Origin of the sequence: Litchfieldia alkalitelluris, from assembly GCF_002153425.1 — a bacterium.
Classification (GTDB): domain Bacteria; phylum Bacillota; class Bacilli; order Bacillales; family Salisediminibacteriaceae; genus Evansella; species Evansella alkalicola.
The window spans coordinates 3,069,508-3,082,999 of record NZ_KZ119600.1; the positions used below are offsets into that span (position 1 = coordinate 3,069,508).

12 protein-coding genes are annotated in these 13,492 nt (G+C 34.8%); 3 read left to right on the forward strand and 9 right to left on the reverse strand.

Annotated features, from left to right (window positions below):
• Positions 1-609: 609 nt before the first annotated feature.
• The 4 genes from pepF to mecA form a co-directional block, all read right to left on the reverse strand.
• Positions 610-2,421, reverse strand: coding sequence for an oligoendopeptidase F (gene pepF / locus BW724_RS14790; RefSeq protein ID WP_088075958.1), 1,812 nt, complete (start codon positions 2,419-2,421; stop codon positions 610-612).
• Positions 2,422-2,478: 57 nt separating this feature from the next.
• Positions 2,479-3,720: a competence protein CoiA gene (locus BW724_RS14795; protein WP_088075959.1), complete on the reverse strand. Its 1,242-nt coding sequence runs from the start codon at positions 3,718-3,720 to the stop codon at positions 2,479-2,481.
• 95 nt (positions 3,721-3,815) lie between these two features.
• On the reverse strand, positions 3,816-5,327 hold the full coding sequence (gene cls / locus BW724_RS14800) for a cardiolipin synthase (RefSeq protein WP_088075960.1): 1,512 nt from the start codon (positions 5,325-5,327) through the stop codon (positions 3,816-3,818).
• 155 nt (positions 5,328-5,482) lie between these two features.
• Entirely contained in the window at positions 5,483-6,139 is a 657-nt protein-coding gene (mecA, locus tag BW724_RS14805) for an adaptor protein MecA (RefSeq protein WP_088075961.1), read from the reverse strand.
• Positions 6,140-6,451: 312 nt separating this feature from the next.
• Here mecA and BW724_RS14810 point away from each other — a divergent pair, with 312 nt between their 5' ends.
• Complete coding sequence (locus tag BW724_RS14810; protein WP_088075962.1) at positions 6,452-7,144, forward strand: TerC family protein; 693 nt, start codon at positions 6,452-6,454, stop codon at positions 7,142-7,144.
• Positions 7,145-7,432: 288 nt separating this feature from the next.
• Here BW724_RS14810 and spxA read toward each other — a convergent pair whose 3' ends face one another.
• The 4 genes from spxA to BW724_RS14825 all read right to left on the reverse strand — a co-directional run bounded on the left by spxA (position 7,433) and on the right by BW724_RS14825 (position 10,465).
• Positions 7,433-7,834, reverse strand: a complete 402-nt coding sequence (spxA, locus tag BW724_RS14815) for a transcriptional regulator SpxA (RefSeq protein WP_088075963.1) — start codon at positions 7,832-7,834, stop codon at positions 7,433-7,435.
• A gap of 478 nt (positions 7,835-8,312) precedes the next feature.
• Complete coding sequence (locus BW724_RS24300; protein WP_268876155.1) at positions 8,313-8,441, reverse strand: hypothetical protein; 129 nt, start codon at positions 8,439-8,441, stop codon at positions 8,313-8,315.
• Between the two features lie 53 nt (positions 8,442-8,494).
• Positions 8,495-9,052, reverse strand: a complete 558-nt coding sequence (locus BW724_RS14820) for a GNAT family N-acetyltransferase (protein ID WP_088075964.1) — start codon at positions 9,050-9,052, stop codon at positions 8,495-8,497.
• A 261-nt stretch (positions 9,053-9,313) separates the two neighbouring features.
• Positions 9,314-10,465: a putative glycoside hydrolase gene (locus tag BW724_RS14825; protein ID WP_088077948.1), complete on the reverse strand. Its 1,152-nt coding sequence runs from the start codon at positions 10,463-10,465 to the stop codon at positions 9,314-9,316.
• Between the two features lie 523 nt (positions 10,466-10,988).
• Here BW724_RS14825 and BW724_RS14830 point away from each other — a divergent pair.
• Both BW724_RS14830 and BW724_RS14835 read left to right on the forward strand, forming a co-directional pair.
• Positions 10,989-11,552, forward strand: a complete 564-nt coding sequence (locus tag BW724_RS14830; RefSeq protein WP_088075965.1) for an HD domain-containing protein — start codon at positions 10,989-10,991, stop codon at positions 11,550-11,552.
• A gap of 234 nt (positions 11,553-11,786) precedes the next feature.
• Entirely contained in the window at positions 11,787-12,797 is a 1,011-nt protein-coding gene (locus tag BW724_RS14835; protein WP_088075966.1) for a sodium:calcium antiporter, read from the forward strand.
• 82 nt (positions 12,798-12,879) lie between these two features.
• On the opposite strand, the gene BW724_RS14840 is transcribed toward BW724_RS14835, so the two are convergent.
• A complete protein-coding gene (locus tag BW724_RS14840) occupies positions 12,880-13,440 on the reverse strand; it encodes a TlpA family protein disulfide reductase (protein ID WP_176371421.1) in 561 nt (186 codons plus the stop codon).
• Positions 13,441-13,492: the final 52 nt, after the last annotated feature.

Sequence of the window (13,492 nt, forward strand, 5' to 3'; positions counted from 1 at the left end):
GAATCTCACGTGAGATAGGCCCCTAATCGAACACGAAAGAGTATTTTATAATAAACAATGAAAAAAACCAGGTGGGGTAACCTGATTTTCTCAAGAAAACATTGTCATATTATTTATATAAGGGATTCGTCCAGGGGTTATGACGACCTTCACATAAGCTAAGGGGGAGTTATGTGATTCCCTTCACAACTATAATTTATCAAAATTAACGTTAGAACACAATATACTCGTGAATAAATTCACAGTTTTGACACACAGCTACTTCTTGTCCTAATTCATAAAATGAATGCATATAGTTGATTATAACCTTTTATTTTATTGAATGAGGAGGAAAAATCAATGCTGTTTTTTCTCATCACTACGGGCATTGCAATCATCATTTGTTTTTTACTTATGATACTAAGTCTTTTGAATATTTTCCCAAAAATAATAGCCATTCCTTTACTTTTCTGCACAATTACCTTGTTTGTTCACTTACTTAATGAACGCCATCGGTTTAAAGGCTTTAAGTCACGTACCTTGAGATAGATAAATAGAAAATAATCCGATTTAATAAACGTAAATGGGAGTATACTCTGCACCATTGGCAGCTGTATACTCCCTTATTATTTACTCTTCAAAAAGTAATGATTCGAGCTCTTCTAGTGTTTCTTCAAAGACAGATAGTGCTTGCTTTATTGGTTCTGGAGAAGTCATGTCGACACCCGCTTTTTTCAGAACATTAATTGGGTAATCTGAGCTTCCAGCTTTTAAGAAATCTATATACCTCTCGACTGCTGGCTCCCCTTCATCTAAAATTTGCTTTGCCAACGCCGTAGCTGCACTGTAACCAGTAGCGTACTGATAAACGTAAAAATTATAGTAGAAATGAGGAATCCTTGCCCACTCTAATGCAATTTCCTCATCCACTACGATATCATCTCCAAAGTACTTTTTATTTAAATCATAATAAAGCTCGCTTAAGTGATCAGCTGTCAATGGCTCTCCAGCTGCTGCTTTTTCATGAATAAGCTGTTCAAACTCTGCAAACATCGTTTGACGGAAAACAGTACCTCGGAAGCCTTCGAGAAAGTGGTTTAATAAATACAATCTTCTCTGCTTATCCTCTGTTGTTTTTAACATGTAATCATTCAACAAAGCTTCATTACAAGTCGATGCAACTTCTGCAACGAATATGGAATAATTTGCATATGGGTATGGTTGTGTTTCACGCGTATAATAACTATGAACAGAATGCCCAAATTCATGTGCTAGAGTAAAGAGGTTATTTACATTATCCTGCCAATTCATTAAAATATATGGTCTAGTTCCATACGCACCAGATGAATAGGCTCCGCTTCTCTTACCTACATTTTCCTCCACATCTACCCAACGATTATCAAATCCCTCTTGAATAATGGATACATACTCACTTCCAAGTGGCTTCACACCTTTTTTCACAAGCTCCTTTGCTTCATCGTATTTTATTTTCATATCAACTTCTTTTACTAGAGGAGTATAAAGATCATACATATGAAGTTCGTCTACCCCAAGTACTCGTTTACGTAATTTAACGTATTTGTGAAGTAAGTGCAAGTGATCGTTAACAGTAGATACTAATTGATCATACACCACTTCTGGAATATGATTTTTACTTAATGCTGCTTGACGAGCAGAATCATAGTTCCTTACATTTGCATTAAATATATTCTTCTTAACATTTCCACTAAGTGTGCTGGAAAAAGTATTTTTATACTTACCATACGTTTCATAAACAGCTTTAAAAGCATCTCTGCGAACAGTTACATCGTCACTCTCTAGGAAACGGATGTAACGGCCATGGGTAATTTCGACGTCATTTCCTTCTTCATCCTTCACTTCAGGAAACTTCATATCTGCATTATTTAACATGCCGAAAGTATTAGCAGAGTTTTCCGTTACCTCACTAGCTTGTGCTAGTAATGATTCTTCTTTTTCACTTAATACGTGTGGACGTTGATGATTCAGTTGTTCTAAAGCATGTTTATATAATTGAAGTTCAGGATACTCAGTTAAGAATTGTTTAATTTTCTCTTCAGGCACTGCCAAAAGTTCTGGAGTAATAAATGATGCGGCATTTGTAACCTGTGAAACAAGCTGGCTAGCCCTGTCATTGAAACCTTGATAAAAGGAGTTTGTTGTGTCCTGGTCATACCTCATATGACTATATGTATAAAGCTTACTTAGTTTTTTAGATATTTCATTTTGATATTGTAATGCTTCATACAATTTTTCTCCTGAAGAACCTAATTTACCGCGAAACTCCGTCAGTTTTGGGAACATCTCCTTCACTTCTGAAAATTCCTTTTCCCAATCATCATCTGTAGCATAAATATCTTCTAAATCCCATGTTAATTCTTTTGGTATTTCATCTCTTTTTGGTAATTTTGTTGTTCCTGCCATACTGGCACCTCCACATTTAATATAACAACCCATCTATAATAATTTCTCTTTTACATTTTAAACTCCTTTAATAACTTTTCGAAAACCTAAATAATTTTCCCTCCACTCCTCTTTTATTTTTTTCTGTACATAGACATCATCCATACATAGTGTATCCAACTGTTTATTAATATTTATATGATTTCTTATATAATATACACCTGCAAAATGCTTTTCCAGTACATGAAATTTGCACAAAATATCAAAGTACTCCTCTAATGCATGTCGTAGCATACTTTTTGGGTGCAATGGAAACGGGCGATATTGCATACACTTCAACTGTAAAAACATTTTATTTGTTAATGTGGAGAGACTTACGGAAGTGTTCAATTCAGAGGGATTAATGATAGTTAGGATAATCCACGATTGCCACCATTGGGGATGAGTTTGAAAGTATAAGTTACTTCTAAGTGGCAAACAAGCAAGGGCTGGAAAGTAATTGAGATTAACATGATATTGTTGAAATAGATTATGCAACGTCCACTCTGTCTTAGATAGTCTCATATATCCCCTTAGTCGTTTCTTTTTAGTATTTGATAACCATCTGGAAAAGCAAAGATCGTCATAGAATGATAAAGCAGGTGAGAAAGAAGCATCATCTTGGAGAAGTTCAACTGGTGGTACTGAAAGTGACATAGTTTTGGGAATCGCCATGGTTTTTTGAGGGCTAAGAGAGAAGAAGTCAGTGAGTTGAAGCCATAATTGTTTTTCAATATCTAAGTATAAAGCCACAGGGTTGGGCTTGAAACGTATGAGTATTTGATTAAGCTGTGAGGATGAAAATTCATAATATTGCTGACGAAGTTGTGATGTTAAGCCAATCCAGATCTGCTCATATCCAAGGTCTTCATACCCCTTTCGCCTTCGGAGGTAATCCTCATTAGATAAGGTAGATCTTTGTATTTCAAAAATAAAAGGTTCCTTATTCATTCGTACAAAGATATCTGCCCGCTGGTTAATCTCGGGTATGAAGAATTCTAGTTTTGGATCATATCCATGGCTAGATAACCAGTTAAATATCATATGTTTGGCCATACCGTGTTCTTTCGTTTCCCCTCCACTACTAGCTAGGCTACACTGACTATGTGGTAAGTGTGCAAAATGCCAAGCTTGATAATTTCCTAGCTTTAAAGTTACTTTTTCCTTACACTTTGGACAATAAAATACAGTTGCTTTCCTTTCTTGGAGCAAGTCATCACGATTCCACACCTCTCCAAAAAGATTAATAATTGTACCGTCTTTTTTTTCAGCAACAAACATATTAACACATCTCCTCTATTCAATTTTTGATTAGCTTGGGATTATTTTGTGTGAAAGAGGCTGTTACATGAAACAACCTCTTTAGTTTTTTGGTGCTATAAAAGGGGGGATAAAAGTCTTGAAGTAGATTCAATAAGTTTTTGAGTATATGACCTTTTCTTAAACGCCTCTTGTCTTATAATTGTTGAGTGCTCCATATCGTAAATGAAGTCACTTACTAGTTTTTCAACGCTTCTCGTCTGGTACAAAAATGCATTCACTTCAAAATTCAGATGGAAACTTCTCATATCCATATTAGCGGTTCCAATGGAGGCAATTTCATGATCTACAATAATAATCTTACCATGCATAAAGCCACGGTGGTATTCGTATATTTTTGCTCCAGCATCTAGAAGCTCTGGGAAGTAAGATCGTGAAGCATAAAATACAATTCTCTTATCTGGTCTACTTGGAACAAGAATTCGAACATCTACTCCACTGAGTGTCGCGATTTTTATTGCAGAGAGTATATCCTCATCAGGGATAAAGTATGGGGATGCGATCCATATAGACCGTTTTGCAGAAGTAATCATTGTAAAGAATAGCTTCTTTAGTACCTCCCATCTCGTATCAGGTCCACTTGCAATCATTTGAACCCCACCCGTATCCATTGATTCTGGGAGATTTGGGGATAAATACTTTTGATGGAAGGCGTTTTCGTTAGTAACGTAATACCAGTCTCTTAAAAAAATGAGTTGTAAGCTTCGAACTGCTTCTCCCTGTACAAGTAGATGTGTATCTCTCCAATGACCGAAATAACGGTCTTTCCCCAAATATTCATCCCCTATATTTAACCCACCTATGAATGCATACTTTGTATCTACTACGATAATTTTTCTATGGTTTCTGTAATTAATTTTATTGTTAAATATTGGTATTTTGACTGGGGAGAAGGCTGCTAGTTCAACACCTGATTCACCTAGCTCTTTAATATATGATTTACCGAGCTTCCAGCATCCAACGGCGTCATATAAAAATCGTACTTTGACACCTTCCTTTGCTTTATCGATTAAAATATTTTTTATTTCGTTACCTAACTCGTCATCACGTACAATGTAATACTCCATATGAATATGGTCCTTAGCTTCTTTTAAAGCTTGTTTAATATATGTAAAGGTTTCTTTACCGTCTGTAAGTACTTTCGTATCCGTCTGAAAAGATATAGGATTATTCGCTAATTTATGGGCAAGTCTAAATAGCTTTTGTTGATGATCAGGCATCTCACTAATCTTCCATTCATCTACTGGCCTACTGCCCTCGATTTGTTGAAAGGCCCGCTCGTCCTCAATAGCCTTCTTACTAAATAATCGTCTTTTTCTGTAATTTTGTCCAAACATTAAATAGAAGAAAAAGCCAACGATTGGAAACGTCCCCAATACCATAAGCCAAGTAACAGTCTTTGTTGGATTTCTATTTTCAAAGAAAATAACAATGGCTATGAAAAAAGCAGATAGGGAGAAAATAATACTTATACCACCTACAAACCAATTTTCATAAAACTCATTTGTTAAATATAAAATAGATCCAAAAATAGCAATGAAAACAATAACTTGTAAACGTTTTAACATAAGGTGTCTCCTTTATCATTCACCTAAGATTAACGACTATATATAAGGTATATAACCAAAACTAAAAACTGTCAAATTATTATGTGTTTTAGTTTTACTAGCTCGATAATACTGCGGTCATAAAAAATAAAAGCCGGTGATATCACCGGCTTTTATTAAGCAAACTTCTCTCGAATGCCTTTTAATGCATTACTTCCAATTATCTCAGTACCATACTCATTTATGCGATGAATAGTAATATCAGATTCAAAGCCGAACTCAAGCATACGGCTTAACATATTATCCTGTTCCTCATCACTAAATGTTTCGTCTAATGTAACATAAATATAGTAATTCCCTTCAAAACTATGGAGGCTTGTAACAACATCATCCTGAAAACTATGACTTAAGGAGATAACATCTTCAAAATCCTTAAAGCCAATGACAACACTCAATGAGTGATCCTTAACAAGGTCTTCTCCCTTATTTTTAGAAAATTGGCTGTCTAGCATATCAACGATATTATTGTCCACAGGCATCTCTTCCTTATCATCTTCATCCATAGGAATTTCAAGCTTCATATTACCGTCACTCATCTGCCCACGAGTTACAATGATCTCTAAACCTTTATCTAAAGCATGTACTTGAACCCATAGTGGTCCAGACATTTCAAAATTTTCTTTATCATTTGCTTCGCTCATCATTTCAAAGAATAATTCTTCACCGCGTTCTCGATTATACCAAATTTCGTCTTTTTCGAAACCGCGACGCTCCATATCATGATACGTAATATAAAACTTAATCGTAGTATCATTAATTCTTTCAATTTCCATTTGTTCTCATCCTTTCTTATTAAGTAATTAGTTATTGAGAACAATCTCGTTTCTCCATAGTATAACAAACAAGTACTTACGTAACTACCAAATGCTTTATTTTATTTTAGACGATTCCAGTAAGAAATGAAATAGTAATGCTCATCAATTTCTGGGATCCACCTCACTTGCAAATAATTTTAAATATATCATGCCATGAGTTGTTCTTAAAACTTGATAGCTTGTATATATATATAAAAGATTCCTTAGCTTTCATGAATCACTTTTAATTGTATTCTTAATTTTATTGGATTAGTAGGGGGGAATCAACTATTGAGCTCAGAATTTATAATATCACTTTTGACGATAATCGGAATCGACATAATCCTTGGTGGAGATAACGCTATTGTCGTAGCCCTTGCATGTAGAAAACTCCCACCACACTTAAGGAATAAGGCAATTGTAGCAGGTATTCTTCTTGCCATCGTTGCTAGGGCTGTATTAACCATTATAGCAGTTCAACTGCTCGCAATCCCATATTTAATGGGAATTGGCGGAATTTTACTCTTATGGATAGCTTTCCGGTTATTAACGAATACAGAGGAAGAGCACTCTATCACTGGAGAAGCAAAAATTAGTGATGCTATCAAAACAATCGTTGTAGCGGACGTAGTAATGGGATTTGATAATGTTATCGCAGTCGCTGGAGCTTCTCAAGGAAATATTGTCCTTGTATTTTTAGGGCTAATCATTTCCATTCCTATCATCATCTGGGGGAGTAAGATCATCTTATATTTGATGAACAAATTCTCATTTATCATTTATATTGGTGCTGGAATACTTGTTTATACAGCTGGAAAAATGATCACGCATGAAGAATCTGTAAAGGAAATGCTTAATCAAATTGGAGTAAACGTCTCACTCTTTACCTTATTATTAGTTATCTTAGTAATTTTAGGTGGTTGGATTTTTAATCAAATAAAGGGGATACAATGGTTCCACTCCAGAAATGGACGAACCAATTAAGAAAAGTGCAAACGCCTTGGTCATCGGCCGCAAAAACTGGACTGAACCGAGTGAGATAAAGGAAACACAGCGAACGGAGTGAGTTGATGTTGACTTATCGTAGACGAGGTGAGGGAAGTTTCTTAGGCCGATAGGCGTTGGAGCTAGACATAGTTTCGAAGAAACTACTTATTATTGAATGACTACATAGAAAAGCGCAAACGCCTTGGTCATCGGCCGCAAAATGAAGGCTTAAACTTTCTTTCCACTTAACAAAAGGTCTTCTGCAAATGCAGAAGACCTTTTGTTTTACTCGTTTACTAGCTTTTTTGCTGCTTCTTGTAATTGGAACGTCCTTACTCTTCTAGGTAAGAAACGGCGAATCTCAGCTTCGTTATATCCAACTTGTATACGTTTCTCATCCATAATAATAGGGCGTCTTAATAATCCAGGGTGATCACTAATTAATTTAAAGAGATCTTGTAATGGCATCGAATCTAACTCAACATCTAATTCTTGAAAAACCTTTGACCTCGTTGAAATAATCTCATCTGTCCCATCTTCTGTCATTCGTACAACCTCTTTTACCTCATCTACTGATAAAGGTTCAGAAAATAAGTTTCTTTCAACGAATTCAATATTGTTTTCTTGCAGCCAAGCTTTAGCCTTACGACATGAAGTACAACTCGGAGATGTAAAAAGCGTTACCATGAACCAATTCTCCTTTCTTTTATACAAACGTTTATGTTTAGTTACAGTAATATGAATACGATTTATAATACAATTTTTATTATACTATAATCATTATAATTTGGATAGAGTAAATTATAAATTCATTATACAAAATTTATGTATATATCTTTGAACATTTTTCTATACCCTTTATTTTGATAGATTAAACTACATATTTCAAAAAAATTCTAAAAGTAATTATACATGATGGAATAAGAAATTTTCATGAATCATATAGGTATTTGTACCTTCCATTTACTTTCCAAATAAAATTTTAATGATGATACTTCATGGATCATATTTAATTAATCTTGTATATTAATTATAAAACAGGTTAAAAAATGAGTAAATACTTATTATCAATTAAAACTTATAATTATCATTAAAGATAAGTATGGGCTAACAATACCGTAAAAAAGCTGCATTGCTCTGTATCTGCAATACAGCTTTTTTACTTTTATGCAATTGTCTTGGACTGGGAGACTGGTTGACGCTTTGGTACTTTATTCACTTCGTCCCATTTTCGTTTTAAAAGGTCTTTCCACAGTTCTTTTTTTAATTTTTTCCTCTTAGTACTTCCTTTCATACAAAACACGCTCCTTTCAGTGTTTTGATAAAAATGATGATGCAGGATTGGAATTAAGGTGATGTTTGATCCCTTTCTTCAAAGGTAAGAACCTTCTCTACATCTTCATAACATTGACCATAGAACTCCTGGTCTCTATACGTATGAATATTCTCATACGTGTGCTTCATTTTCTCATATATACTCGCTTCAGATTCATTTGTTGGAGACCAATATAATATCTCCAATTCATTAATCTCTCCAGTTGCTAATGATCTTCTGCGGTAACCAATTGATTCTGCATGCTTAAATCCTTCTCGCTTGTAAAACCGTTGTCTTTTTTGAGTATCTGTATCTGTATAATCAATTGGCTCAACTTCTAATATAATCGGTTTCCCTTTCTTTTTAAGGTTATTTAACAACTTTTTACCGAGTCCTTGTCCTCGTGCTTCTTTAGATACAAACAGATAATCAATAAATATAAAATCTTCCATCTCTACATACATCAAAACATGTAGGGGACTTTCATCCTTCTTATACTCCTTAATTTCTTTTAACAACTGTTCCATATGCTCTTTTGACTTCATTTCCTCAATAGGGAAATACTGATTTAATTTTTCGTACCAATTCATCAATAAACTCCACCTTCTAGGACATTAATCATCTTGTTATTATTTTTCCTTCAACCATTAACCACTTCTATTTATAGTATATGCGAATAATAATAAATGATAAACTTTCCTAGAGCCTGTTTTATCCATTAATGAAACGGTGTAGTGTTATTGACTTAAGTTAGCATAGATAAACAAAGAATCCCTTAAACATACTCGTTATACAGCTTACATAGCCTATTTCAAAAAAACGACTGGATTACAGGGCCCAGTCGTCGTTGTCTACTCTAATAAGTAATTTACTCCCTCAGTATAGCTGTTTCCTGCATTCCAAAGGAGGAATTCGTATATTTCATTCTCATAAAGTGCCCTAATTTGTGCTTCTACTTCATTAACACCATATACTTTGTAGTTCCCAGCACCTAAATAACTTGCAGTGAAATCCTGAATCCAAGGTCTTGAAGTTGGTGGATCGTCTAATGCACCTAAAACTTCATTTTCTACCTTTGCGTAGGCGTCAACTAATTCATAAGGATGTAGATCAGGTTTATCAATTCCGAAATATGGTGTCCAGTGACTCGGGTAAATCATTGAAGATATGACATCCACGTTTTCAGAAATACGAGTAAAGTTTTGCCCAATGCCAGGTGCCTCAGAAATGGTAGCAGCATAACCAAAAATATCAACGGAAACATCAACACCATAAGGCTGAAGTCTTTCCCGAGCATAAGCAACAAAGTCAGTTACTGCGTCCACTCGTTTTTGGACATTATCTTCTCCGTCTGTATATTTCCCTACTTCATAATCTAAAATTTCATCTCTACGCTCAAAACCTTCTGGGAACCGGACATAGTCAAATTGAATCTCCTGGAATCCCATTTGGGCAGCTTTTTCTGCAATTTGGATATTATATTCCCAAACTTCTTCAAGGAATGGATTTACAAATGCTTCTCCACGACGGTTTACCCAAACCTCTCCATTTTCCTTAAAGGATAACTCAGGCCTTTCCTTTGCTAACACAGAGTCCTTAAATACAACTACCCTTGCAATAGGGTATATTTCATTTTCTTCTAACGTTCTCATCATTTCTTCAGGGTCTTTAATCATTCTTTGCGATACATCATAAAAAGGTGAGTCTTCATCAGGTCGAAATGTTAAGTATCCATGATCGTCCTTCACGTCAATTACCATAGCATTTAACGCTGTTGTGTTTACTAACTCTAATAAAGTTTCAAATCGAGCTCCACCAGCTGAGTGCCCTGTTACAAATATCCCTCTCACTGCATCTGGATACTCAAAAGTATAACCAGAATTAAATGTATAGCGAGCAATCTCCTCAGGCCAGTCTTTTTCCATTAATTGAACATCTTTCAATACGTGGAAGCTTGCAAGTAATTGCTCTTCCCCTTCAGCGTGCGACTTGTCAGTAGCCATAAAAGTTACGATTAATAATGCAAATAAAAAACTAATGAATTGTTTACCCTTCCCCACAGCGTTCACACCTTTTCTTTTCTGTATTTCTTAAGTTGTTGACTTATTCACCGACAAACATCAAAAATGAATAAATATATATGTTTGTATCAATTATACAATGATATGGACGAATAACCAATCAAGAATTGAGAAGTTTTTTTCTTTTTTTCCTTTGTTTTTTTGTAAACTATTTACTTTTTTTGTTCTCCTTCTTTCAGCAAGGAAAACCTCTTTTTCTTTAACATGGCTTAAATTTTTCTAAGCATGTATTCCTTTTCTTCACAGAAATCACGCCTCAAACTTGACATAAGGTATATATGTATATACAATATTGAACAATATACTTTTTTAAATATCTTTTTTTAAAGGATAAGATTGATTGTAGGTAAGAGGGGAATTCACGGTAACCTTTTATTTCAAAACACACAATTTTATAGCATGATGCATATACCCTAGTGATAAATAAGAGAAAGGAGATATGATGATGGATCGGATCACTTTAGTCGATATATTTGAACACCCTATTACACAAAAGTATGTCAAACGAGCAGGACTTTCCCACGCAATCTCCACTGCATTTTATGCTTACGATTATGCAGTTGAATATAATGTGAACCCTGACTTAGCTGTAAAGGCAGCATTTCTGCATGATATTGGTCACTATACTTGGTACGAAAACGGAAAGTGGAATTACACTCTTTATAAAGAAAATGATATCCATGCAATTAAAGGGGCGGAACGTGCACATAAACTGCTAGTAAGGTTAGGGGAAAATCCAGTACACGCAAAAAAAATTGCACTAGCCATACTTCTTCACACAGATTCTTATTTACCTGGTGGACAGCTAGAGTTAGAACCCCTCCAAAAAGTAGTAGCATTAGCAGATAGTGCAGATGAAGAGCCTGGTGGCTTACACCATTATAAAAAAATGTCAGATATCACAGCCATAAAGAAGCTTAAGGAGCTCGACCACAAAATTGAGCATAATGAAACTTCTAATCACTCATTTCAAAAAAATGTCACTACTCCTCAACGTAGATTATCTTGACGTATTTTTATTAAGGTGATAGATTAATAGTATTAAATCACTGGAATACCTCATAAAAAGGGGAGTAGCGACCACTGGTTAATGAATCGTCAATTCAGCGTTAACATTACGCTCGGTTCATTAAGCTTTGCTTAATTAAAGCAGAGTACGCAAGACCTTTTTATGAAATGCCTCATAGAGGGGGGCATTTCATAAAGGGGTCTATTTTTGTGGTAAAAAAGGAGCAAATACTTTATGATGTATCTCATCTTTTTTGCAGCAGCAACCATCACAGTACTATGTGCTATCAAATTATCTGTTTATGCAGATGTGTTAAGTGAAAGAACGTCTCTCGGAGGAATGATGGTAGGTACATTACTTTTAGCTGGTGCTACATCACTACCAGAGGTAACAACAAGCGCTACAGCAGTTTTTGTTAATAATCCAGATATTGCGATCAGTAATGTATTAGGAAGTAATCTATTTAATTTAGTGATCCTTGCAATACTTGATGTTATTTACAGAAAAAAAGCAATGATGACCCAAATATACCAAGAACACCTTCATACTGGACTTGTAAGCTTAGGATTAACATCAATGGTATTAGTTGCTTTATTCATTAATACTGACATAGCCTTTTTAGGAATTGGCATTGAATCTTATCTTTTGATCATTTTTTATCTTTTTAGCTTAAAACTAATGGAAAATCCAGAGAATACTCTTACAAAAGTTGAGATTGCAGCTACGGATGAAGTTCAAGAAATAGATAATAAATATCAAACTAAATCTATTTCAGTAAAACATGCTATAGTTGGATTTATTATAGCGGCAGTTATTATTTTCATATCTGGTTCTCTTTTAACCATATCAGGAGATATGATTGCAACCTCCACAGGTTTAAGCTCTAGTTTTGTTGGAAGTATATTTATTGCAGGTGCAACCTCCTTACCTGAAGTCGTAACAGTAATAGTGGCTATACAACTTTTAAATTATAATCTTGCAGTTGGGAATATTTTAGGAAGCAATATATTTAATTTACTGATTCTATCGTTTACGGACATTCTATATCGAGATGGAAGTATCCTTTCTGCTGCAAGTCCTGTAACGATCGTGATTGCCGCAGCAGTAATCATGTTGAATATTATTTTTATTGGAAGTATCCTCTACTGGCAAACAAAAAAGAAGCCAACTAAAGGCTATATTTTACCATCTGTAATCATCATCATTCTATATTTAGCAGCGAGTTATATGATATTTATATCATAAAGATTATTTGGTCAAAAATTTAGGGCAGGCCTGTAAGGGGACTCCCCCCTTATATATGCCTGCCCAATCTTATTCAATTCCCTTAATTCATTTGAAAATAGTCATCATTTTCTAGTTTCTCCATTGGTATAATCCCATGGATTCGAGAGTATATAAGGCCTGATTCATCGATCAAAACATTGGTAGGTATTCCAAAAATTTGATAGAGATCTTTTACCTCCCCATCGGAATCAATTAAAACGAGAACTTCTTTGAATGGAATATTCTCAACGTAATGTTCAATATCTCCTCTGTTTCTCTCGTCTTTAGCGAGATTTACACCTACTATTTGTACATCATCTAACATACCTTTATTTTTTGCCCACTCCAACTGCTCCCATTGCTCCGAGCATACTTCACACCATGTTGTGAAAAAAAATAAAATAGTTTTACCTTCATGTATATTTTCTAAACTAACTTGTTCACCTGATAAAGCTTGAAGTGAAAAGTTTGGAGCTTTATCTCCAGGTTTTAACCCTTCCTCTACTTCAGTCACAGAACGCTGACTAATTGCTAGCTCATGTTCTGACTGCATGTAGAATGCCCCTGCAAAAAATAATATAAAAAACATAATGCCTAATTGCATTTTACCTTTAATAGACATGGACATCCCCCCTCATACAATCTATGAATAGCTATGTCAGGGAATGACCATT

Excerpts from the sequence above, each read along its gene's own strand:
- BW724_RS14830 (WP_088075965.1), top strand. The coding sequence starts at position 10,989 with ATGGATCGGATCACTTTAGTCGATATATTTGAACACCCTATTACACAA.
- cls (WP_088075960.1), bottom strand. The coding sequence starts at position 5,327 with ATGTTAAAACGTTTACAAGTTATTGTTTTCATTGCTATTTTTGGATCT.
- BW724_RS14835 (WP_088075966.1), top strand. The coding sequence starts at position 11,787 with ATGATGTATCTCATCTTTTTTGCAGCAGCAACCATCACAGTACTATGT.
- BW724_RS14820 (WP_088075964.1), bottom strand. The coding sequence starts at position 9,052 with ATGAATTGGTACGAAAAATTAAATCAGTATTTCCCTATTGAGGAAATG.
- BW724_RS24300 (WP_268876155.1), bottom strand. The coding sequence starts at position 8,441 with ATGAAAGGAAGTACTAAGAGGAAAAAATTAAAAAAAGAACTGTGGAAA.
- mecA (WP_088075961.1), bottom strand. The coding sequence starts at position 6,139 with ATGGAAATTGAAAGAATTAATGATACTACGATTAAGTTTTATATTACG.
- BW724_RS14825 (WP_088077948.1), bottom strand. The coding sequence starts at position 10,465 with ATGGCTACTGACAAGTCGCACGCTGAAGGGGAAGAGCAATTACTTGCA.
- pepF (WP_088075958.1), bottom strand. The coding sequence starts at position 2,421 with ATGGCAGGAACAACAAAATTACCAAAAAGAGATGAAATACCAAAAGAA.
- spxA (WP_088075963.1), bottom strand. The coding sequence starts at position 7,834 with ATGGTAACGCTTTTTACATCTCCGAGTTGTACTTCATGTCGTAAGGCT.
- BW724_RS14840 (WP_176371421.1), bottom strand. The coding sequence starts at position 13,440 with ATGTCTATTAAAGGTAAAATGCAATTAGGCATTATGTTTTTTATATTA.
- BW724_RS14795 (WP_088075959.1), bottom strand. The coding sequence starts at position 3,720 with ATGTTTGTTGCTGAAAAAAAAGACGGTACAATTATTAATCTTTTTGGA.